This window comes from Streptomyces sp. NPDC047971 (assembly GCF_040653355.1).
GTDB lineage: Bacteria > Actinomycetota > Actinomycetes > Streptomycetales > Streptomycetaceae > Streptomyces.
Genome location: NZ_JBEZNW010000008.1, coordinates 96,878 through 116,299, shown reverse-complemented (window position 1 = coordinate 116,299; position 19,422 = coordinate 96,878). Strand labels below are relative to the sequence as shown.

The following is a 19,422-nucleotide window of genomic DNA, read 5'->3' as shown; positions in this document are numbered from 1 at the left end:
AGGGTGGAGCGATGTCCGTCATCGAACTGGGGGAGTGGGGCGCGGACTTCACCGCGAATCCGTATCCCTACTACGCGAAGCTCCGTGAGAGCGGTCCCGTCCACCACATCCGCATGCCCGACGGCTGGGAGTTCTGGCTCGTCGTCGGCCACGAGGAGGGGCGGGCGGCTCTCACCGATCCCCGCCTGGTGAAGTCGCCGTCCGTCATCGGCGTCGTTCCGGTCGACGAGGAGGTGATCGGCCCCAACCTGCTCGCCGTCGACCCGCCGGACCACGCCCGGCTGCGCAAGCTCGTCGCGCGGGAGTTCACCGGCCGGCGGGTGGAGGCCCTGCGCCCCCGCGTCCAGGAGCTCGCCGACGAACTCGTCGACGCCATGGCCCCGGCCGGCCGCGCCGATCTCGTGGACTCCTTCGCGTTCCCGCTGCCCATGACCGTCATCTGCGAACTCCTCGGTGTTCCCGCGGCCGACCGGGAATCCTTCCGGCGCTGGTCGAACGAGCTGGTCGCACCGGCCGACGGAACGCCCGCGCGGGAGGTCGTCGAGGGCTTCGGCGCCTATCTCGACGCACTCATCGAGGACAAGCGGGCCTCCGGCCCCGAGGACGACCTGCTCTCCGCGCTGATCGCCACCCGCGCCGAGGACGGCGACCGGCTCTCCCTGCCCGAACTGCGGGCGATGTGCTACCTGTTGCTCATCGCCGGTCACGAGACCACCGTCGGCCTGATCTCCAACACGATGCGGGCGCTGTTCGCCCACCCCGACCAACTCGCCGCGCTCCGAGCGGACTTCGGGCTGCTCGACGGGGTGATCGAGGAAGGGCTGCGCTACGACGGGCCGGTGGAGACCACCACCTTCCGGATCGCCGCGGAGGCGACCACCATCGGCGGTACCGACATCCCCGCCCGCTCGGCCGTCTTCGTCTCCCTCGCGGCCGCCGACCGCGACCCCCGGCGCTTCCCGGAACCGGACCGCTTCGACATCCATCGCGAACCGCGAGGCCATCTGGCCTTCGGGCACGGCATCCACTACTGCCTCGGCGCCCCGCTCGCCCGCCTTGAGGGCACCATCGCGATCCGGACGCTCCTGGAGCGTTTCCCGCGGCTCGAACTCGACCCGGAGGGCCCTCCCTGGGAGTGGATGCCCGGCCTCCTCGTCCGCGGCGTGCGCCGCCTTCCCGTCCGGTGGTGACCCGATGACCGATCCCTCGCGCGACCTCGATCTCGATCTCGCCCGGAAGGTCCTGGACGCCCAGCCGTTCAGCCGGCTCGTCGGCGCCCGGATCACGGCCTTCGGCGACGGCGCGGCCACCCTGGAGGTGGACCTCCGGGAGGAGCTCCGGCAGCAGAACGGCTTCGCGCACGGCGGCGTGCTCTCGTACGCCGCCGACAACGCGCTCACCTTCGCCGCGGGCACCGCGCTGGGCGCGGCCGTCCTCACCGCGGGGTTCTCCATCCAGTACGTCCGCCCCGCGCGCGGCCGCACGCTCGTCGCCCGCGCGAGCGTGGTCCACGCGGGACGACGGCAGGCGGTGGTCCGGTGCGACCTGCTGACGCTGGACGACGAGGGCGAGGAGACCCTGTGCGCGGTGGCTCAGGGGACGGTGCTCTCCGCGAGCGGCTGAGGGTGCGCCGCGCCCGGATCTCGCCCCCGGTCGTGCCCGGAAGGTCCCGCGCCCGGCTCGCGACGCCCGCGGCCGGACGGCGACACCCTCCCTACGACGGGATCTCGGCGAGCGCGACCGGGCGCCGTTCGCGCCGTGAGCGCTCGCAGCCCTCCGCGATCCGCAGCGCCTCCAGGGCCTCGCGGCCGTCGCAGGGGTTGGCGGCCTCGCCCCGCACCAGGCGTACGAAGGCGTCCAGCTCGGCCTCGTACGCCGGGGCGAACCGCTCCAGGAAGCCCGGCCAGGGCTTGACGGGGGCGGGCGGTCCCGCCGGCTCCACCGAGGTGAGCGGGGTCCGGTCGTCCAGGCCGACGGCGATCTGGTCCCGCTCGCCCGCCAGCTCCATGCGCACGTCGTAACCGGCGCCGTTGCACCGGGTCGCCGTCGCCGTGGCGAGCGTGCCGTCGTCGAGGGTGAGCGCCGCCGCCGCCGTGTCCACGTCGCCCGCCTCCCGGAACATCGCGGGACCCGCGTCCGAGCCGGTCGCGTACACCTCAACGACCTCCCGCCCGGTCACCCAGCGCAGCATGTCGAAGTCGTGCACCAGACAGTCCCGGAACAGACCGCCGGAGAGCGGCAGGTACGCGGCGGGCGGCGGGGCGGGGTCGGAGGTCGCCGCCCGTACGGTGTGCAGCCGGCCGAGCCGCCCGGACCGCACGGCCTCCCGGGCCGCCGCGTACCCGGCGTCGAAGCGGCGCATGAAGCCGAGCTGCAGCTCCGTACCCGCCGACTCGACCGCCCGCAGCGCGCCGAGCGTGCCCGGCACGTCCAGGGCGATGGGCTTCTCGCAGAACGCCGGGAGCCCGGCGCCCGCCGCGCGGGCGATCAGCTCGGCGTGGGCGGCGGTGGCGGAGGCGATGACGACGGCGTCGAGCGCGTGGCGGGCCAGGAGGGCGTCGACGTCCGGCGCCACCTCCGCGCCGAGCGCCCCGCCCACCCGCGCCGCACGGTCCGCGTCCGCGTCCGTCACCACCAGCGACTCGACCTCCGGATGGCGCGTGAGCACGCCCGCGTGGAAGGCCCCGATACGACCCGTTCCGATCAGTCCGATACGCATGGCCCCAAGGTGGTGCCGCACCGGGACCCTGTCAAGGATTTGTCAGGACAATCGGACTTCACCACTTCCTGTCATCTGCCCCTCGGGCTACGCTCCCGTCCGTGTCCAAGCCGTCGTCCGCCCCGCTGCCACCCCTCTCCGTGGACCGCACCAGCCCGGTCCCGCTCTACTACCAGCTCGCCCGGCAGCTGGAGGCGGCGATCGAGAACGGGGTCCTGACCCCCGGCAGCCTGCTCGGCAACGAGATCGACCTCGCCACCCGTCTCGGCCTCTCCCGGCCCACCGTCCGCCAGGCCATCCAGTCGCTCGTCGACAAGGGCCTCCTGGTCCGTCGGCGCGGCGTCGGCACCCAGGTCGTGCACAGCCAGGTCAGGCGCCCGCCGGAGCTGAGCAGCCTCTACGACGACCTGGAGGCGGCCGGCCTGCGCCCCGCCACCCGCGTCCTGGCCGACCGCGTCGAACCCGCCACCGCCCGGGTCGCCGCCGCCCTCGGCGTACCGGAGGGCAGCGACGTGCGCTACGTGGAGCGGCTGCGATCCGCGCACGACGAGCCGATGGCGTACCTGCGCAACCACCTGCCGGCCGGACTGCTCGACCTGGACCCGGGGCGACTGGAGACCACCGGCCTCTACCGCCTGATGCGCGGCGCCGGCATCACTCTGCACAGCGCCCGCCAGACCGTCGGCGCCCGGGCCGCCACGGCGGCCGAGGCGGAACTGCTCGCCGAGCGGGAAGGAGCCCCGCTGCTCACGATGGAGCGCACCACCCTGGACGACACCGGTCGTGCCGTCGAGTTCGGATCCCACCTCTACCGGGCCTCGCGGTACACCTTCGAATTCCAGCTCCTGGTGCGTCCATAACCCCTCATTCAGCCCCGCGAGGAAGCGCGCGACCCCCATGACCGATACTGCAATGCACGCAGAAGGACACAAAGGAGGGCACGGCCTCGTGACCAGGCTTCGGACAGGAGGGGTACGCGCCGCGGTCGGCGCCGTGCTCGCGGTGGCACTCACCGCCGCACTCGCAGGGTGCAGCAGCACCGGCGGGAAGCGCGCGGAGGACGCCCGCAAGGCGGCCGCCGCCCAGGGGAAGGCGGCGGTGAACACCCCCCGGTGGACCTTCGCGATGGTGACCCACTCGGGCGACGGCGACACCTTCTGGGACATCGTCCAGAACGGCGCCGAGCAGGCGGCCGCCAAGGACAACATCAACTTCCTCTACGCCCACAGCGACGAGGCGCAGCAGCAGGCCCAGCTCATCGACTCCTACATCGCCAAGGGCGTCGACGGGCTCATCGTCACCCTCGCGAAGCCCGACGCGATGAAGACCGCCGTCGAGAAGGCGGTCAAGGCCGGCATCCCGGTGATCACGGTGAACTCCGGCTCCGAGCAGTCCAAGGCCTACGGCGCGCTCACCCACATCGGCCAGGACGAGACCGTCGCGGGCGAGGCCGTCGGCGACCAGCTCGACGAGCGGGGGAAGAAGAAGGCCCTGTGCGTCCTGCACGAGCAGGGCAACGTCGGCCACGAGCAGCGCTGCGCGGGCGCGAAGAAGACCTTCGACGGCGATCTTCAGAACCTGTACGTCGACGGCACCAACATGCCCGACGTCCAGGCGTCCATCGAGGCCAAGCTGCAGTCCGACCCCGCCATCGACGCCGTCGTCACCCTCGGCGCGCCCTTCGCCGACGCCGCCGTCCAGGCGAAGCGGACGGCGGGCTCCCGGGCGGAGGTCGACACCTTCGACCTGAACGCCAAGGTGGCCACCGCGCTCTCCGCCGGCACCCTCGGCTTCGCCGTGGACCAGCAGCCCTACCTCCAGGGCTACGAGGCCGTCGACCTGCTCTGGCTGTACAAGTACAACGCCGACGTCCTCGGCGGCGGCAAGCCGGTCCTGACCGGCCCCCAGATCATCACCAAGGACGACGCCGAGGCGCTGAAGGGCTACACGGAGCGGGGCACCCGATGAGCGCGACCGCACCGCCGGACCTCGACCACGTCGACGAGCGGCTGCTGCGCACCACCCCCCTGAAGAAGCTGCTGGCCCGCCCCGAGCTCGGCTCGGTGGTCGGCGCGGCCGCCGTGTTCGTCTTCTTCTCGCTGGTCGCCGACAGCTTCCTGCGCGCCTCCAGCCTCGGCACGGTCCTCTACGCGGCCTCCACCCTCGGCATCATGGCGGTGCCCGTCGCGCTGCTGATGATCGGCGGGGAGTTCGACCTCTCCGCCGGCGTGATGGTCACCACCTCGGCGCTGGTCTCGTCGATGTTCAGCTACCAGATGACGGCCAACGTCTGGGTCGGCGTGGGCGTCTCGCTGCTCGTCACCCTCGCCATCGGCTTCTTCAACGGCTTCATGCTGACCCGCACCAGGCTGCCGAGCTTCATCATCACCCTCGGCACGTTCCTGATGCTGACCGGCCTCAACCTCGGCTTCACCAAGCTGATCAGCGGCACGGTCTCCACCAAGTCGATCGCCGACATGGAGGGCTTCCCCTCCGCCGGAAAGCTCTTCGCCTCGCAGCTGACCATCGGCGGCGTCGAACTCAAGGTCACCATCCTGTGGTGGATCGGCCTGGTCGCACTCGCCACCTGGATCCTGCTGCGCACCCGCTTCGGCAACTGGATCTTCGCCGTCGGCGGCGGCGCGGACGCCGCCCGCGCGGTCGGCGTCCCGGTCTCCAGGACCAAGATCGGCCTCTACATGGGCGTGGCCTTCTGCGCCTGGATCTCCGGCCAGCACCTGCTCTTCTCCTTCGACGTCGTCCAGTCCGGAGAGGGCGTCGGGAACGAGCTGATCTACATCATCGCGGCCGTCATCGGCGGCTGCCTGATCACCGGCGGCTACGGCTCCGCCATCGGCTCGGCGGTCGGCGCGTTCATCTTCGGCATGACCAGCAAGGGCATCGTGTACGCGGAGTGGAACCCGGACTGGTTCAAGTTCTTCCTGGGAGCGATGCTCCTGCTGGCGACCCTGCTGAACGCCTGGATCCGCAGGCGCGTGGAGGCAACCGCATGACCACCCCCGAGTCCACCGCGCTCGTCGAGCTCGACGACGTCAGCAAGTACTACGGCAACATCCGGGCCCTCGAAGGGGTCTCCCTGGAGGTCCACGCGGGCGAGATCACCTGTGTCCTCGGCGACAACGGAGCCGGCAAGTCCACCCTCATCAAGATCATCGCGGGGCTGCACCGGCACGACGGAGGCGGCTTCCGCATCGAGGGCGAGGAGGTCTCCCTCGCCAGCCCGCGCGAGGCCCTGGACCTCGGCATCGCCACCGTCTACCAGGACCTGGCCGTCGTCCCCCTGATGCCGGTCTGGCGGAACTTCTTCCTCGGCTCGGAGCCCACGAAGGGCAAGGGTCCCTTCAGGCGCCTGGACGTCGAGCTGATGCGCGAGACGACCCGTGCGGAGCTGCTCCGCATGGGCATCGACCTGCGCGACGTCGACCAGCCCATCGGCACCCTCTCCGGCGGCGAGCGCCAGTGCGTGGCCATCGCCCGGGCCGTCCACTTCGGCGCCAAGGTGCTCGTCCTCGACGAGCCGACCGCCGCCCTCGGCGTCAAGCAGTCCGGAGTGGTCCTGAAGTATGTGGCCGCCGCCCGTGACCAGGGCCTCGGAGTGGTTCTCATCACGCACAACCCGCACCACGCCTACCTCGTCGGCGACCGGTTCGTCCTGCTCAAGCGGGGTGTCATGGCGGGCAGCCACACCAAGGACTCGGTCTCCCTGGACGAGTTGACCCGGCAGATGGCGGGCGGCAGCGAGCTGGAGGACCTCCGGCACGAGCTGGAGCGCCCGACACCCCCGTAGCCGCCGCGCGGCGGTCGTGAACGGCCGCCCGACACCGCACCTGGCAGAATCGAGCCGATGAGTACCTACCGCGATCTGACCCAGCGCGGGGCCTCCCGGGGCGCCGCGCTGCGGACCGTCGGCACCCGGGAGCGGCGCTCCCACCTGACCGCGCCCCGGGTGCCCACCGTGGGCATCGACATCGGCGGCACGAAGGTCATGGCCGGAGTCGTCGACGCGGACGGCACCATCCTGGAGAAGGTCCGCACCGAGACCCCCGACAAGTCCAAGAGCCCCAAGGTCGTCGAGGACACCATCGTCGAGCTGGTCCTGGACCTCTCCGACCGGCACGACGTGCACGCCGTCGGGATCGGCGCGGCCGGCTGGGTCGACGCCGACCGCGCCACCGTCCTCTTCGCCCCGCACCTCGCGTGGCGCAACGAGCCGCTGCGCGACTCCCTCCAGTCCCGGCTGGCCGTCCCCGTCATGGTCGACAACGACGCCAACACCGCCGCCTGGGCCGAGTGGCGCTTCGGCGCGGGCCGGGGCGAGGACCACCTCGTCATGATCACCCTCGGGACCGGCATCGGCGGGGCGATCCTGGAGGACGGCCGGGTCAAGCGCGGCAAGTACGGGGTGGCCGGCGAGTTCGGCCACATGCAGGTCGTCCCCGGCGGGCACCGCTGCCCCTGCGGCAACCGCGGCTGCTGGGAGCAGTACAGCTCCGGCAACGCGCTGGTCCGCGAGGCCAGGGAACTGGCCGCCGCCGACTCCCCGGTCGCGTACGGCATCATCGAGCGGGTGAAGGGGCACGTCCCCGAGATCACCGGCCCGCTGATCACCGAGCTGGCCCGCGAGGGCGACGCCATGTGCGTCGAGCTCCTCCAGGACATCGGACAGTGGCTCGGCGTCGGCATCGCCAACCTCGCCGCCGCCCTCGACCCGTCCTGCTTCGTCATCGGCGGAGGGGTCAGCGCCGCCGACGACCTGCTCATCGCGCCCGCCAGGGACGCCTTCCGGCGCCACCTCACGGGCCGCGGCTACCGCCCCGAGGCCCGGATCGCCAAGGCCCAGCTCGGTCCCGAGGCCGGCATGGTCGGCGCCGCCGACCTCGCCCGGCTCGTGGCCCGCCGCTTCCGCCGTGCCAACCGCCGCCGCGTCGAGCGTCACGAGCGATACGAGCGCTACGCCCAGGTACTGCGCGGCGGCGCCGAAGGCCGTACCTCCCGCACCACCCAGGACCCGGACTCATGACCGTTCCCTCCCCGACCACCTCGCCCGAGCAGGAGACCAAGCTGCCGGAGGACAGGCGTCACATGATCCGCCGCCGCATCCTGACGGCGATCATCATCGTCCTGCTCGTGGGCATCCCCGCCGGCTATCTCGTGATCTCCGCCGGGCAGAGCCGCGACAGCGGCCGCGACAAGGAACGCGAGTCCTCGGCCACCGGGCTGGTCGACAACTGGCCCTCGCAGATGAAGCGCCGCGTGTTCGAGGTGCCGATCCCCGCCGGCAGCACCGGGGTCGCCTACTTCGAGACCAGCAACTGGAAGACCAGCCGGCTGTACGTCCAGTTCACGACGAACGCCGGCCGGCTCGACACCTTCCTGAACGACGTCGGCTCCAGCCGCTCCGAGCTGGTCCCCGGAGAGATCTCCATCGGCGACCGCGACGCCGCCATCGTCGGCTGGGACTTCACGACGGACCGGAGCTGGTCCGGCACCACCGTCCGCAAGGACAAGCCGAGGCCCAGCCAGGACATCACCGTCGACCTCACCGACCCCGCCGCACCGAAGGTGTTCGTGGTGTCCACCACCACGCCGTGACGGGCCCGGCGGAGTCCGCACGGGGCCGGGCAGGACGACGGAGGGGCCTCGGCGCACCGGCCGAGGGCGACCGTCCGGCGGTGGGATAGGGTCCGGCTGCGACGAACCCGCCCGAGCCGCGCCAGGGCCGGAGCCGGCGGCCGCCCGAGGGGAGCTGGATGCTGCAGGCACTGGGACTGGGCCTGGCCGAGGAGGCCGTCTACACCGCGCTGCTGGCCCGGCCGACGGCCTCGGCCGGGGACATCGCCCGGGAGACCGGGCTGGAGCGGGCCGAGACGACCCGCGTCCTGCACGAGCTGGCGGCACGCGGCCTGGTCGCCGTCGCGTCCGAGGCCGACGGCGGGGCACCCGACGGCGCCGACCGCCGGCCCGCCCGGTACCGGCTGACGCCGCCCTCCGTCGCCCTGGCGCCGTTCCTCGTCGAACAGCGTGACGCGCTGCACCGCGCCGAGACCGCGTTCTCGATGCTCACCGAGCAGTACCGCAGCACCGCCGCCCACCCCGCCGCGAACGTCGTGGAGGTGGTCGTCGGCGTGGAGCAGGTCGCGCACCGGTTCCACCAGCTGCAGCGCGGCGCTCAGCGGGAGTTGCTCGTCTTCCTCGTCGGAGAGCCCATCGCGGTGCCGCGGGAGGACACCGACATGGCCGAGAGCTCGGCGCTCGACCGAGGGGTCGACTTCCGGGTGGTGGCCGCCAAGGACTACCTCGACGGCCCCGAGATGGCGAGGGACGTGCGAGCGGGCATGTCGGCGGGCCTGGAGATCCGCCTGGTCGAGTCGCTTCCGCTGAAGATGGTCGTGTCGGACCGCGAGCGGGCCATGGTGCCCCTGGACACCGCGGACTCCGGTGGTGAGCCGAGCGCCATCGTGGTGCACCGCAGCGGTCTGCTGGCCGCCCTGGTCCACCTCTTCGAGAAGGAATGGGCCCAGGCCCGGCCGCTGTACGCGACCACGACCGGGCTGTGCGCGGAGTCGACCGCCGAGGAGCGGCCCACCGAGGGCGAGCTGGAGGTCCTCGCCCTGCTGCTGGCAGGGTTCTCCGACCGCCGGACGGCCTCCCAACTCGGCGTCTCCATACGCACCGTGGAGCGACGGACCCGCCGGCTCATGGATCTCGCCGGGGCGGATTCGCGCCTGCAGCTCGGCTGGCACGCCGCCCGTGCGGGCTGGCTCTGACGCCCTCCCCAGCGCAGCCCGGCTCAGCCCCGCCCACCCGGCCCCGCCCAACCCCAACCCCACCCCAGCTCGCCCACCCGGCCCGCTGAGCCCACCCGGCCGGCCCGGCCCGCCCCGCCCAACCGGCCCGGCGCGCCGCGCCGTTCCGGGCTCCGTCCGGCTCCGGCGAGCCCATGGAGCCCTCGTGTGACGGGAAGCCGACATGCGGGAGACCCGCCACCCGTGGCGCCCCTGAGTGATCCCCGTGTCTGCCAGGCTGCCGCTGCAGCACGGGATGTTCACGGTTTCGAGTGGGGAGATTCATGCGCTCCATAACGCGTATCGCCTCGGGCGCGGCGACCGCCGTCGTCCTGGCCGCCACCGCGGTCACGCCGTCGGGGGCGGCACCGGCACCTCCTGACGCCGCCTCGGGGAAGAGGCCCATCGTCGGCAGCGCCGCCGACACGGCGGGCGGCCGACAGACGTCGGTCACCCTCGTCACCGGCGACAAGGTGCTGGTGACCACGGACACGTCGGGACGCAGCTCCGCCGCCGTCCTGCCCCGCGCGGACGGCAGCCGGCCGACGGTCCAGACCCGGCAGACCGGCACGGACCTCTACGTCTATCCGGAGGGCGCCACCCGGGCGATCGCCGAGGACCGGGTCGACGAGCAGCTGTTCAACGTCACGGGCCTCATCCGCCAGGGCTACGACGACGACCACACCGACTCGCTGCCGCTGATCGCCACCTACCGGCCCACCGTGAACGTCGCCGACAGCGCTCCCGCGGCCCCTCGCGGGGCCCGGCGCGGGCCGGTCCTCCCGGCGGTGGACGGCGTCGCGCTCACGACCGGCAAGGACTCCGCCGCCACCTTCTGGCAGGACGTCACCGATCCCCGCTCGCGTTCCGCCTCGACCCTCAAGAAGCTGTGGCTCGACGGCAAGGTCGAGGCCACCCTCGACCGGTCCACCGCCCAGGTCCACGCGCCCGAGGCATGGGCGGCCGGCTACGACGGCAAGGGCACCAAGGTCGCCGTCCTCGACACCGGCGTGGACGCCGGGCACCCCGACCTGGCGGACCGGGTCACCGCCTCGGAGAACTTCACCGGCTCCACGACCACCGACGACCGGGTGGGGCACGGAACCCACACCGCCTCCACGGTCGGCGGTTCGGGAGCGGCGAGCGGAGGCCGGATGAAGGGAGTCGCCCCCGCCGCCTCCCTGCTCATCGGCAAGGTGCTCGACGACTACGGCTCCGGCCAGGACTCCTGGGTCATCGCGGGGATGCAGTGGGCCGTCGACCAGCGGGCCGACGTCGTCTCCATGAGCCTGGGCAGCTCCGGGATCCGGGACTGCACCGACCCCGTGGCCCAGGCCACGAAGCAGCTCTCGCAGGACAGCCACACGCTGTTCGTCGTCGCCGCGGGCAACTCCGGTCCCGGTACCGAGACCGTCTCCTCGCCCGGGTGCGTGCCCGGCGTGCTGACGGTCGGCGCCGTGGACCGCGACGACACCACCGCGCCGTTCTCCAGCCGTGGTCCGGTGGCCGTCACCCACACCCTCAAGCCCGAGCTGGCCGCCCCCGGCGTCGCCGTCTCCGCGGCGAGCGCGGGCGGGCGCGGCGTCTACGCCTACCGGGCCATGTCCGGCACCTCCATGGCCACTCCGCATGTCGCGGGCGCCGCGGCCGTCGTCCGCCAGGCCCACCCGGACTGGACCGCCCAGCAGATCAAGGCCGCCCTGGTCTCCTCCGCCCGCACCGGCGGGACGGTCGCGGGCGCCGACCAGACCGGCGCCGGCGTACTCGACGTGTTCGGCGCCGTGAACCAGAAGGTGCTCTCCGCGCCCGCCGTCCAGGCCGGCAGCTACCACTGGCCGCAGGACGCCTCGGACCGCACCACCGTGCCGGTGCCCTTCACCAACACCGGACGAAGCGACCTCACCCTGAGCCTGAAGGTCGCCGGGGTGCACGGCAACGACGGCAGCGAGGTCCGCTCCGGCATCGCCGAGCCGGGGCAGAGCAAGGTGCGGATCCCCGCCGGGGCCACCGTCCAGGTACCGCTGAGGATCGACCCCACCGCCCGTCTGAAGGACTCCCAGTACGGCGCGATCACCGGCCGGATCCTGGCCGAAGGCGGCGGCGTCCACGTCTCCGTGCCCTTCACCCTCCATGTCCAGCCCGAGACCGTGACGCTCCGGGTCAAGCTCGTCGACCGCGACGGCAGGCCCGCCACCGGCTCCTCCTCCCTGGACCTCGTCAAGCTGGACATCGACAAGGGCGAACGCCGCATCAACTCCGGCGCGACGGACCAGACGTTCAGCGTGCGCCCGGGCGACTACGCCCTGAGCAGCTTCGTCACCTCCTACGACGCCGACGACGCGCCCACGTCCATCAGCTACCTCGCGCGGCCGCAGTTCCGGATCACCCGTGACACCACCGTCGTCCTCGACGCCCGCGAGGCCCACCGGCTGAGCCTGCGGACCGGCCGCCCGGCATCCCTGGACGACGCCACCCTCAGCTACACCCGCACCTGGGACGACACCTGGCTGGCGGCCGGGTCGGTCGTCACGGCCGACACCGTCCCGGACCTCTACGCGAACATCGACGGACGGGCAGGGAGCGGCACCTTCGAATTCCGGTCGACCTGGCGCGCCACCGGCTCCGAGGGCGGCTCGCCCTACGTCTACAACCTGTCGTACCCGGTCCGGGGGCCGCTGCGCTCCGAGCAGCTCTACCGGCCCAAGGACTCCTCGCTGGCCCACATCACCGAGACCTGGAGGGCCATGGGCCGGGAGGGCGACTACCTCGACGCGCTGTTCGTCCGGCCCTCCGGCGGCGACCACGGCCTCGTCCCCGTCAGCCCGTTCGGCGCGATCCACGTACCCGTCACCCGCACCGCCTACTACTCGACCGGTGACGACGCCTGGTACCACGGCGCGATGACCAGCTTCCCCTTCGCCGCGTTCATGGGGGACCAGGACCGCACCTACCGGGCGGGACAGCGCGGCGCCGAGGAATGGTACGGGGGCGCCCTGCGGCCGGCCGCGCCCCGCGACGCCGACGGCGAGCTGATGCTGAGCGCCGAGCGGCAGGGGGACCTGATCGGTTTCCAGAACGCGCTCTGGCTCGACGGCTCCGGCGACCACTGGTCCTACGGCGGGTCGTTCGGCGACCTCGGCCGGCTGGTGCTGAAGCGCGACGGCAAGCAGATCGGCACCCGCATCGATCCGTACGGCGTGTTCCAGGTGCCGGACGAGGACTCCGCGTACGAGCTCACCCAGGTCCTGGAGAAGATCCCCTCCGCGGACCGGAACTGGCTCCGCTCCACGGCCGTCACCACCAGCTGGAGCTTCCGCTCCCACCGGGAGCCGGATGTCCCCTCGCGCGGTCTGCCGATCCTCGCCCCGGCGTACGACCTGCCGGTGGACGGGCTGAACACCCTGCCCGCGCGCGGCGGCATCACGGTCGGCCTGTCGGTCGAAGGACACGCCGGCTACACGCCGGGCGCGATCACGTCGGCCTCGCTCTCCTACTCCTACGACGGCGGCGCCACGTGGACCCAGGCGCCGACCCGGCGGCAGGGCGGCGCATGGACGGCGGTCCTCGACCACACCGGCGCCGCGGGGAAGCAGGTCATGACCAAGGCCGCCTTCACCGACGCCAACGGGAACGGGGTGACCCAGACGATCACCCGCGCGTACGACGTGCGGTGACGCCGGTGTCCGGCCGCGCGGCGCCCCGACGGGGGCCCGCCCGGCCGGACACGCTCCGTTCCCCGCCGACCCCCTTCCGTGAGATGGCGGGGGGTGTGAGAGCGTGCAGGACGTGAGTGAGACACCGACGAACACCCTGCAATACCGCCTCGACGGTCCCGACGACGCCCCCGTCCTGGTGATCGGCCCCTCTCTCGGCACCACCTGGCACATGTGGGACCGACAGATACCCGAGCTCACCCGCCAGTGGCGCGTCGTCCGTTTCGACCTGCCCGGGCACGGCGGGGCCCCCGCCCTGCCCTTCACCTCCGTCGCGGAGCTCGGCGACCGGCTGCTCGCCACCCTCGACGAGCTGGGCATCCAGCGCTTCGGCTACGCCGGCTGCTCCATCGGCGGCGCGGTCGGCCTCGACCTCGCCCTCCGGGCGCCCCACCGGGTGGCCTCGCTCGCCCTGATCGCCGCCTCGCCCCGGTTCGGCAGCGCCGACGAGTTCCGCCAGCGCGGTGTGATCGTCCGTACCAACGGCCTCGAACCGATGGCCCGCACCGCCCCCGAGCAGTGGTTCACCCCCGCCTTCCGCGCCGCGCAGCCCGCGATCGTCGAATGGGCCGTGCAGATGGTCCGCACCACCGACCCCGGCTGCTACATCGGCGCCTGCGAGGCGCTCGCCGTCTTCGACGTCCGGGAAGCCCTCGGCAGCGTCGGCGTCCCCGCCCTCGTCCTCGTCGGTTCCGAGGACCAGGTCACCGGCCCCGCCGAGGCCCGCACCCTGGTCGCCGGGATCGCCGACGCCCGGCTCGCCGTCGTCCCCGGCGCCTCGCACCTCGCTCCGGTCGAGCAGCCCGCCGCCGTCACCGAGCTGCTCATCGGCCACTTCGCCGGGATCGTGCACGACACACAGAGCGCCCTGCCCGCCCCGGGGACGGCGCCCGTGTCCGCGCCGGTCGTGCCCGTCGCCGCGATCGCGCCCGCCGAGCCGGCGGACGGAGACACCGGGGCGGCCCGGCCCGATCCGTACGACCAGGGCCTCAAACTGCGCCGGGAGATCCTCGGCGACGCGCACGTGGACCAGGCGCTGGACGACGAGTTCGGCGCGGACCTGCAGGCCCTCGTCACCCGCTACGCCTGGGGCGAGGTGTGGAGCCGGGAGGGACTGGACCGCCGCACCCGCAGTTGCGTGACGCTCACCGCGCTGATCGCCGGCGGCCACCACGACGCGCTCGGCGACCACACCAGGGCCGCCCTGCGCAACGGTCTGACCCCCGACGAGATCAGGGAGGTCGTGCTGCAGACGGCGGTCTACTGCGGGCTGCCGGCGGCCGAGCGCGCCCTGCGCGTCGTGGGACGGGTGATCAAGGAGGAGACCACCCCTCAGGCGTAGGCTGACGGGGCCCGGTCCGGCCCGTCGTGAGGGGGAGTCCCGTGAAGCTGACGAAGAAGTCGCACGCCTGTGTCCGTCTGGAGAAGGACGGACGGACCCTCGTCATCGACCCGGGCGGCTTCAGCGAGGAGGACTCCGCTCTCGGCGCCGACGTCCTGCTCGTCACCCACGAGCATGCCGACCACTTCGACGAGAACCGGCTGCGGGCCGGTCTCGCGTCCAACCCGGCGGCCGAGATCTGGACCCTGCGCAGCGTCGCGGAGAAGCTCTCGGCCGCCTTCCCCGGCCGCGTCCACACCGTCGGCCACGGTGACACCTTCACCGCCGCCGGCTTCGACGTCCAGGTCCACGGGGAGCTGCACGCGGTGATCCACCCGGACATCCCCCGGATCACCAATGTCGGCTTCCTCGTGGACGGCTCCGTCTTCCACCCGGGCGACGCGCTCACCGTCCCCGACCACCCGGTGGACACGCTGATGCTGCCGGTGATGGCGCCCTGGAACAAGATCTCCGAGGTCATCGACTACGTACGCGAGGTCAAGCCGCGCCGGGCCATCGACGTCCACGACGCCCTGCTCACCGATCTCGCCCGGCCCATCTACGACCGGCAGATCGGTGCCCTCGGCGGCACGGACCACGGCCGGCTGACCCCGGGCGACTCCACCGAGCTGTGATCCACCGGCCCGCGAGGCCGGTGACTGTCACACCCCTTCGTTAGGCTTGCGCGCATGCGCATCGCGACCTGGAACGTCAATTCGATCACCGCCCGCCTGCCCCGACTCCTGGCCTGGCTGGAGAGCACCGGCACGGACGTGCTGTGCATCCAGGAGACCAAGTGCACCGCCGAGCAGTTCCCCGCCGACGAACTGCGCGAGCTGGGGTACGAGTCGGTGGTGAATGCCACCGGCCGGTGGAACGGCGTGGCCCTGCTCTCCAAGGTCGGCCTGGAGGACGTCGTCACCGGTCTGCCCGGCGGTCCCGACTACGAGACCGTGCAGGAGCCCCGGGCGATCTCCGCGACCTGCGGCCCGGTCCGCGTCTGGTCGGTCTACGTGCCCAACGGCCGCGAGGTCGCCCACGAGCACTACGCCTACAAGCTCCGCTGGCTCGAGGCGCTCCGGGCCGCCGTCGCCGAGGACGCCGCGGGGGAGCGCCCGTTCGCCGTCCTCGGCGACTACAACATCGCGCCGACCGACGACGACGTCTGGGACCGCGCCGCCTTCGAGGGCCTCACCCACGTCACCGAGCCGGAGCGGGCGGCGCTGGCCGGGCTCCGCGAGGCCGGTCTCGCGGACGTGGTCCCGCGGCCCCTGAAGTACGACCACCCCTTCACGTACTGGGACTACCGCCAGCTCTGCTTCCCGAAGAACCGCGGAATGCGCATCGACCTGGTGTACGGCAACAAGCCGTTCACCGAGGCGGTCGCGGACAGCTACGTCGACCGCGAGGAGCGCAAGGGCAAGGGTGCCTCCGACCACGCACCGGTCGTCGTCGACCTGGAGGTCTAGGAGCCCGTCGGGCGGCTCTGGGCCCAGGCGGCGTTCCAGCCGGCCAGTTCGGCCGGGCGGTTGGTGATGACCGCGTCGGTGCCGAGCGAGTCCAGGGTCTTCCAGCGGTCCGCCGTGTCGACCGTCCAGGCCATCACGGCCACCCCGGCCGCGTGGAGCTTCTCCACCGTCCCGGGGTGGGCGGTGAGCTGGCCGACGGCCGGGTTGTAGGCGCTCAGCCCGAGCTCGGACGCGACCGCGACCGGGTCGGGATCCAGGGTGTCGCGCAGCAGGGCGAGGGGGAGTTCGGGAGCCAGCGCACGGGTGTGCCGCAGGGCCTCGGGATCGAAGCTCTGCACCAGCACCCGGTCGGCCATGCCGTGGTCGCGCACCTCCTCGACGATCCGCGCCACCTGGTCGCGGCTGTGGCTGCCCTTGATCTCCAGGACCAGGTTCCCGCCCCGCAGACGCAGATCGGCGAGCTGGGCCGCCAGGGTGGGGATCCGTAGGCCGCGGAACGCGGGGGCGAACCAGGTGCCCGCGTCGAGCCGGTCCAGCTCCCGGGCGGTCAGCGTGCGGATCGGCCCGGTCCCGTCGGTCGTGCGGTCCACCGTGCTGTCGTGGAGGACGTACGGCACGCCGTCCTTGCTCGGCTGGACGTCGTTCTCGATCCAGCGGGCCCCCGCCCTGCGGGCGACCTCGTCGGAGACGAGCGTGTTCTCGGGCGCGGCCGAGGAGGCACCCCGGTGCGCGATCACCGTCATCGGCGAGCCGGGTGCCCGCAGGAAGGGGTTCGCGGCACGCCGCTCGGCTCCGGCGGCGGCCTCGGCCGTGTCGGGCGTGGACGCGGACGCCGAGTCCCGCACGGTCAGGAACGCGGCGGTCGAGGCGCATGCGAGGACGATCCCGACCGAGACGGCGGCGATGCGCCGGCCGCGTCGCGGACCGGCGGGCAGGGTGTGGGGCTCTGGCATGGGCATCACCTTAGAGGCGGGCCCACACCCGGGAGACGGCGGCCCGCCCGGGCCGCGACGATCTCCGCGCGCCGGGTGGTGCCACCGGAGGGTGCGGTGCGACGCTGGTCGGATGAACATCCCGTTCCTGGACATCTGGCGCAAGCGGCCCGCGGCCGATCGACACCCCCTGGCCGCGGCCTTCGACCGTGATCCGGAAGGGGTCGGCGAGTTGCTCGCCGAGTGCGAGCTGCTGCGCGCCAGGGCACAGGCGGCGGGGGTGAGACTGGACGACACCCCGCGCTCACTGGTGGCGATCGACCAACTGACGCCGCGATGGCGGGACGATCCGGAGGAGCTGCCCTGGATCGGCAACGACGCCGGGCTGTATCTGGGGACGGTCATCGTGCGGACGGTGCCGGGCGCGGCCTGGCAGGTGTGGCCGGGGGGCCGGCCGGTGGTCCGGCTGGCCTCGGGCCGGGAGATCGACGTGGTGACGGCGGGGCTCGACTGGGCCCACAGCGGATCGCCCGAACTGTCCCAGGTGTACGCGGAGGCCGCCGAGTTCTGAGCCGCCCTGCGTCTCCCGGAGCACCGCTCCACAGGTTATACGGCTATTGCCCCTTTTCATGCGTGTCGGGTGGGAAGTCCCTTTTTGTGGTGGATAGTTTGCGCTGACCTCGACACCGCTGAGAAATGGGGCAGGGCAGCGTATGGCCGTCGTCGATCCGTTGATCGAGCTGCGTGACGTCAACAAGCACTACGGCACGTTGCACGTTCTGCAGGACATCCGCCTCACCGTCGGCCGCGGGGAGGTGGTGGTGGTCATCGGGCCGTCCGGCTCGGGCAAGTCGACCCTCTGCCGCGCCATCAACCGGCTGGAGTCCGTCGAGGCGGGCGACATCCTCATCGACGGCAAGCCCATCCCCGCCGAGGGCAAGGCGCTGGCCCGGCTGCGGGCCGAGGTCGGCATGGTCTTCCAGTCCTTCAACCTCTTCGCGCACAAGACCGTCCTCGACAACGTCTCCCTGGCCCAGGTCAAGGTCCGCAGGCGCAGGAAGGAGGAGGCCGACCGGCGTTCGCGCGAACTCCTCGACCGGGTCGGGCTCGCCGCCCACGCCGGCAAGTTCCCCGCGCAGCTCTCCGGCGGCCAGCAGCAGCGGGTCGCGATCGCCCGCGCGCTCGCCATGGACCCCAAGGCGCTCCTCTTCGACGAGCCGACCTCGGCCCTCGACCCCGAGATGATCAACGAGGTCCTGGAGGTGATGCAGCAGCTCGCCCACGAGGGCATGACCATGGTCGTCGTCACCCACGAGATGGGCTTCGCGCGCTCCGCCGCCAACCGCGTGGTCTTCATGGCCGACGGTCGCATCGTGGAGGACCGCACGCCCGAGGAGTTCTTCACCAGCCCGCGCAGTGAGCGTGCCAAGGACTTCCTGTCCAAGATCCTCAAGCACTGACGGGGGCGGGGCACCATGCACCGTACGCGACGCGCTCTCGCCGCCCTCGCCCTGTTCGTCTCCGCCGTGACCACGCTGGCCGCCTGCGGGAAGGAGGGCAGCCCGCCCGTCAAGGGGCCGCAGCCCGACCAACTCCCGGTCTACCAGGTCCAGTCGGCCTTCCGGCTGCCGGACTCCCCGACCTGGCGGAAGGCGAAGGAGCGTGGCCGTCTGATCGTCGGAGCCAAGGAGGACCAGCCCTACATGGGGGAGAAGGACCCGGCCACCGGACGGTATTCGGGCTTCGACATCGAGATCGCGAAGATGATGTCCGCCTCGCTCGGCTTCGACCCGGCCTCGATCGAGTTCCGGACGATCGCCTCGGCAAACCGCGAAACCGCCCTGCAGAACGGCCAGATCGACTACTACGTCGGCACCTACACCATCAACGACAACCGCAAGAAGCTCGTCGGCTTCGCCGGCCCGTACTACATGGCCGGCCAGTCGCTGCTCGTCCGCACCGACGAACACGACATCGACGGTCCGCAGGACCTCGACGGCAAGCGCGTCTGCTCGGCCGCCGGATCCACTCCGTACCAGCGCATCGAGAAGGACTACCCGAAGGCGGACCTCGTCGCCTACGACAGCTACTCCGTCTGCGTCGACAACCTCCTCACCTACCAGGTCGACGCGGTCACCACCGACGACACGATCCTCATGGGCTACGCGGCCAAGGTCCCCGACGAGCTCAAGGTCGTCGGTAAGCCGTTCTCCCGGGAGCCGTACGGCATCGGCGTCCCGCGCGGCGACAACGCCCTGCGCTTCGCCCTCGACGACGCCCTCGCCCTGCACGAGAAGAACGGCGACTGGAAGAAGGCGTACGACGCGACCCTCGGGCTCTCCGGGGTCCCCGCCCCGCAGCCGCCCGCGATCGACCGCTACCCGGCGGGCTGAGGAGGAGGC

General features: G+C 72.4%; 18 protein-coding genes. 16 read left to right on the top strand and 2 right to left on the bottom strand.

Annotated features, from left to right (window positions below; genetic code table 11):
• Positions 1-11: 11 nt before the first annotated feature.
• Both AB0D99_RS10955 and AB0D99_RS10950 read left to right on the top strand, forming a co-directional pair.
• A complete protein-coding gene (locus tag AB0D99_RS10955) occupies positions 12-1,190 on the top strand; it encodes a cytochrome P450 (RefSeq protein ID WP_362358895.1) in 1,179 nt (392 codons plus the stop codon).
• A gap of 4 nt (positions 1,191-1,194) precedes the next feature.
• Entirely contained in the window at positions 1,195-1,623 is a 429-nt protein-coding gene (locus AB0D99_RS10950) for a PaaI family thioesterase (protein ID WP_362358893.1), read from the top strand.
• A 91-nt stretch (positions 1,624-1,714) separates the two neighbouring features.
• Here the strand turns inward: AB0D99_RS10950 and AB0D99_RS10945 are convergent, their stop codons facing one another.
• Positions 1,715-2,719, bottom strand: coding sequence for a Gfo/Idh/MocA family oxidoreductase (locus AB0D99_RS10945; protein ID WP_362358891.1), 1,005 nt, complete (start codon positions 2,717-2,719; stop codon positions 1,715-1,717).
• Between the two features lie 140 nt (positions 2,720-2,859).
• Between AB0D99_RS10945 and AB0D99_RS10940 the strand changes: the two genes are divergently transcribed.
• The 11 genes from AB0D99_RS10940 to AB0D99_RS10890 all read left to right on the top strand — a co-directional run bounded on the left by AB0D99_RS10940 (position 2,860) and on the right by AB0D99_RS10890 (position 16,088).
• On the top strand, positions 2,860-3,579 hold the full coding sequence (locus tag AB0D99_RS10940) for a GntR family transcriptional regulator (RefSeq protein WP_362359101.1): 720 nt from the start codon (positions 2,860-2,862) through the stop codon (positions 3,577-3,579).
• Between the two features lie 88 nt (positions 3,580-3,667).
• Entirely contained in the window at positions 3,668-4,687 is a 1,020-nt protein-coding gene (locus tag AB0D99_RS10935) for a sugar ABC transporter substrate-binding protein (RefSeq protein ID WP_362358889.1), read from the top strand.
• Positions 4,684-5,733: an ABC transporter permease gene (locus AB0D99_RS10930; protein WP_362358887.1), complete on the top strand. Its 1,050-nt coding sequence runs from the start codon at positions 4,684-4,686 to the stop codon at positions 5,731-5,733. Before AB0D99_RS10935 ends, AB0D99_RS10930 begins: the two co-directional genes overlap by 4 nt.
• Positions 5,730-6,527: an ATP-binding cassette domain-containing protein gene (locus AB0D99_RS10925; protein ID WP_362358885.1), complete on the top strand. Its 798-nt coding sequence runs from the start codon at positions 5,730-5,732 to the stop codon at positions 6,525-6,527. The genes AB0D99_RS10930 and AB0D99_RS10925 overlap by 4 nt, the downstream gene beginning before the upstream one ends.
• 57 nt (positions 6,528-6,584) lie before the next feature.
• Complete coding sequence (locus AB0D99_RS10920; protein WP_362358883.1) at positions 6,585-7,760, top strand: ROK family glucokinase; 1,176 nt, start codon at positions 6,585-6,587, stop codon at positions 7,758-7,760.
• Positions 7,757-8,332, top strand: a complete 576-nt coding sequence (locus AB0D99_RS10915; RefSeq protein WP_362358881.1) for a hypothetical protein — start codon at positions 7,757-7,759, stop codon at positions 8,330-8,332. The genes AB0D99_RS10920 and AB0D99_RS10915 overlap by 4 nt, the downstream gene beginning before the upstream one ends.
• Positions 8,333-8,490: 158 nt before the next feature.
• Positions 8,491-9,507: a helix-turn-helix domain-containing protein gene (locus AB0D99_RS10910; protein WP_362358879.1), complete on the top strand. Its 1,017-nt coding sequence runs from the start codon at positions 8,491-8,493 to the stop codon at positions 9,505-9,507.
• Between the two features lie 302 nt (positions 9,508-9,809).
• The gene (locus AB0D99_RS10905; protein ID WP_362358877.1) at positions 9,810-13,199 is read left to right on the top strand and encodes a S8 family serine peptidase; all 3,390 of its coding nucleotides are present in this window, start codon (positions 9,810-9,812) and stop codon (positions 13,197-13,199) included.
• Between the two features lie 112 nt (positions 13,200-13,311).
• Positions 13,312-14,580: an alpha/beta fold hydrolase gene (locus tag AB0D99_RS10900; protein WP_362358875.1), complete on the top strand. Its 1,269-nt coding sequence runs from the start codon at positions 13,312-13,314 to the stop codon at positions 14,578-14,580.
• Positions 14,581-14,606: 26 nt separating this feature from the next.
• Positions 14,607-15,254 (top strand): MBL fold metallo-hydrolase, encoded by a 648-nt coding sequence (locus AB0D99_RS10895; RefSeq protein ID WP_362358873.1) that lies wholly within the window; start codon positions 14,607-14,609, stop codon positions 15,252-15,254.
• Positions 15,255-15,308: 54 nt separating this feature from the next.
• On the top strand, positions 15,309-16,088 hold the full coding sequence (locus tag AB0D99_RS10890) for an exodeoxyribonuclease III (RefSeq protein ID WP_362358871.1): 780 nt from the start codon (positions 15,309-15,311) through the stop codon (positions 16,086-16,088).
• Here AB0D99_RS10890 and AB0D99_RS10885 read toward each other — a convergent pair.
• Positions 16,085-17,041, bottom strand: a complete 957-nt coding sequence (locus AB0D99_RS10885) for a glycerophosphodiester phosphodiesterase family protein (protein WP_362358869.1) — start codon at positions 17,039-17,041, stop codon at positions 16,085-16,087. The two genes, AB0D99_RS10890 and AB0D99_RS10885, sit on opposite strands and share 4 nt — an antisense overlap.
• Positions 17,042-17,153: 112 nt before the next feature.
• Here AB0D99_RS10885 and AB0D99_RS10880 point away from each other — a divergent pair, with 112 nt between their 5' ends.
• The 3 genes from AB0D99_RS10880 to AB0D99_RS10870 all read left to right on the top strand — a co-directional run bounded on the left by AB0D99_RS10880 (position 17,154) and on the right by AB0D99_RS10870 (position 19,413).
• Positions 17,154-17,591 (top strand): DUF6278 family protein, encoded by a 438-nt coding sequence (locus AB0D99_RS10880; protein ID WP_362358867.1) that lies wholly within the window; start codon positions 17,154-17,156, stop codon positions 17,589-17,591.
• A 142-nt stretch (positions 17,592-17,733) separates the two neighbouring features.
• On the top strand, positions 17,734-18,480 hold the full coding sequence (locus tag AB0D99_RS10875) for an amino acid ABC transporter ATP-binding protein (RefSeq protein ID WP_362358865.1): 747 nt from the start codon (positions 17,734-17,736) through the stop codon (positions 18,478-18,480).
• A 15-nt stretch (positions 18,481-18,495) separates the two neighbouring features.
• A complete protein-coding gene (locus AB0D99_RS10870) occupies positions 18,496-19,413 on the top strand; it encodes a glutamate ABC transporter substrate-binding protein (protein WP_362358863.1) in 918 nt (305 codons plus the stop codon).
• The last annotated feature ends 9 nt before the right edge of the window (positions 19,414-19,422 follow it).

Bases quoted from the DNA above. Each gene is read 5' to 3' on its own strand.
- AB0D99_RS10905 (WP_362358877.1), top strand. From the start codon at position 9,810: ATGCGCTCCATAACGCGTATCGCCTCGGGCGCGGCGACCGCCGTCGTC.
- AB0D99_RS10885 (WP_362358869.1), bottom strand. From the start codon at position 17,041: ATGCCAGAGCCCCACACCCTGCCCGCCGGTCCGCGACGCGGCCGGCGC.
- AB0D99_RS10910 (WP_362358879.1), top strand. From the start codon at position 8,491: ATGCTGCAGGCACTGGGACTGGGCCTGGCCGAGGAGGCCGTCTACACC.
- AB0D99_RS10870 (WP_362358863.1), top strand. From the start codon at position 18,496: ATGCACCGTACGCGACGCGCTCTCGCCGCCCTCGCCCTGTTCGTCTCC.
- AB0D99_RS10955 (WP_362358895.1), top strand. From the start codon at position 12: ATGTCCGTCATCGAACTGGGGGAGTGGGGCGCGGACTTCACCGCGAAT.
- AB0D99_RS10880 (WP_362358867.1), top strand. From the start codon at position 17,154: ATGAACATCCCGTTCCTGGACATCTGGCGCAAGCGGCCCGCGGCCGAT.
- AB0D99_RS10930 (WP_362358887.1), top strand. From the start codon at position 4,684: ATGAGCGCGACCGCACCGCCGGACCTCGACCACGTCGACGAGCGGCTG.
- AB0D99_RS10950 (WP_362358893.1), top strand. From the start codon at position 1,195: ATGACCGATCCCTCGCGCGACCTCGATCTCGATCTCGCCCGGAAGGTC.
- AB0D99_RS10915 (WP_362358881.1), top strand. From the start codon at position 7,757: ATGACCGTTCCCTCCCCGACCACCTCGCCCGAGCAGGAGACCAAGCTG.
- AB0D99_RS10890 (WP_362358871.1), top strand. From the start codon at position 15,309: ATGCGCATCGCGACCTGGAACGTCAATTCGATCACCGCCCGCCTGCCC.
- AB0D99_RS10925 (WP_362358885.1), top strand. From the start codon at position 5,730: ATGACCACCCCCGAGTCCACCGCGCTCGTCGAGCTCGACGACGTCAGC.
- AB0D99_RS10875 (WP_362358865.1), top strand. From the start codon at position 17,734: ATGGCCGTCGTCGATCCGTTGATCGAGCTGCGTGACGTCAACAAGCAC.
- AB0D99_RS10945 (WP_362358891.1), bottom strand. From the start codon at position 2,719: ATGCGTATCGGACTGATCGGAACGGGTCGTATCGGGGCCTTCCACGCG.
- AB0D99_RS10920 (WP_362358883.1), top strand. From the start codon at position 6,585: ATGAGTACCTACCGCGATCTGACCCAGCGCGGGGCCTCCCGGGGCGCC.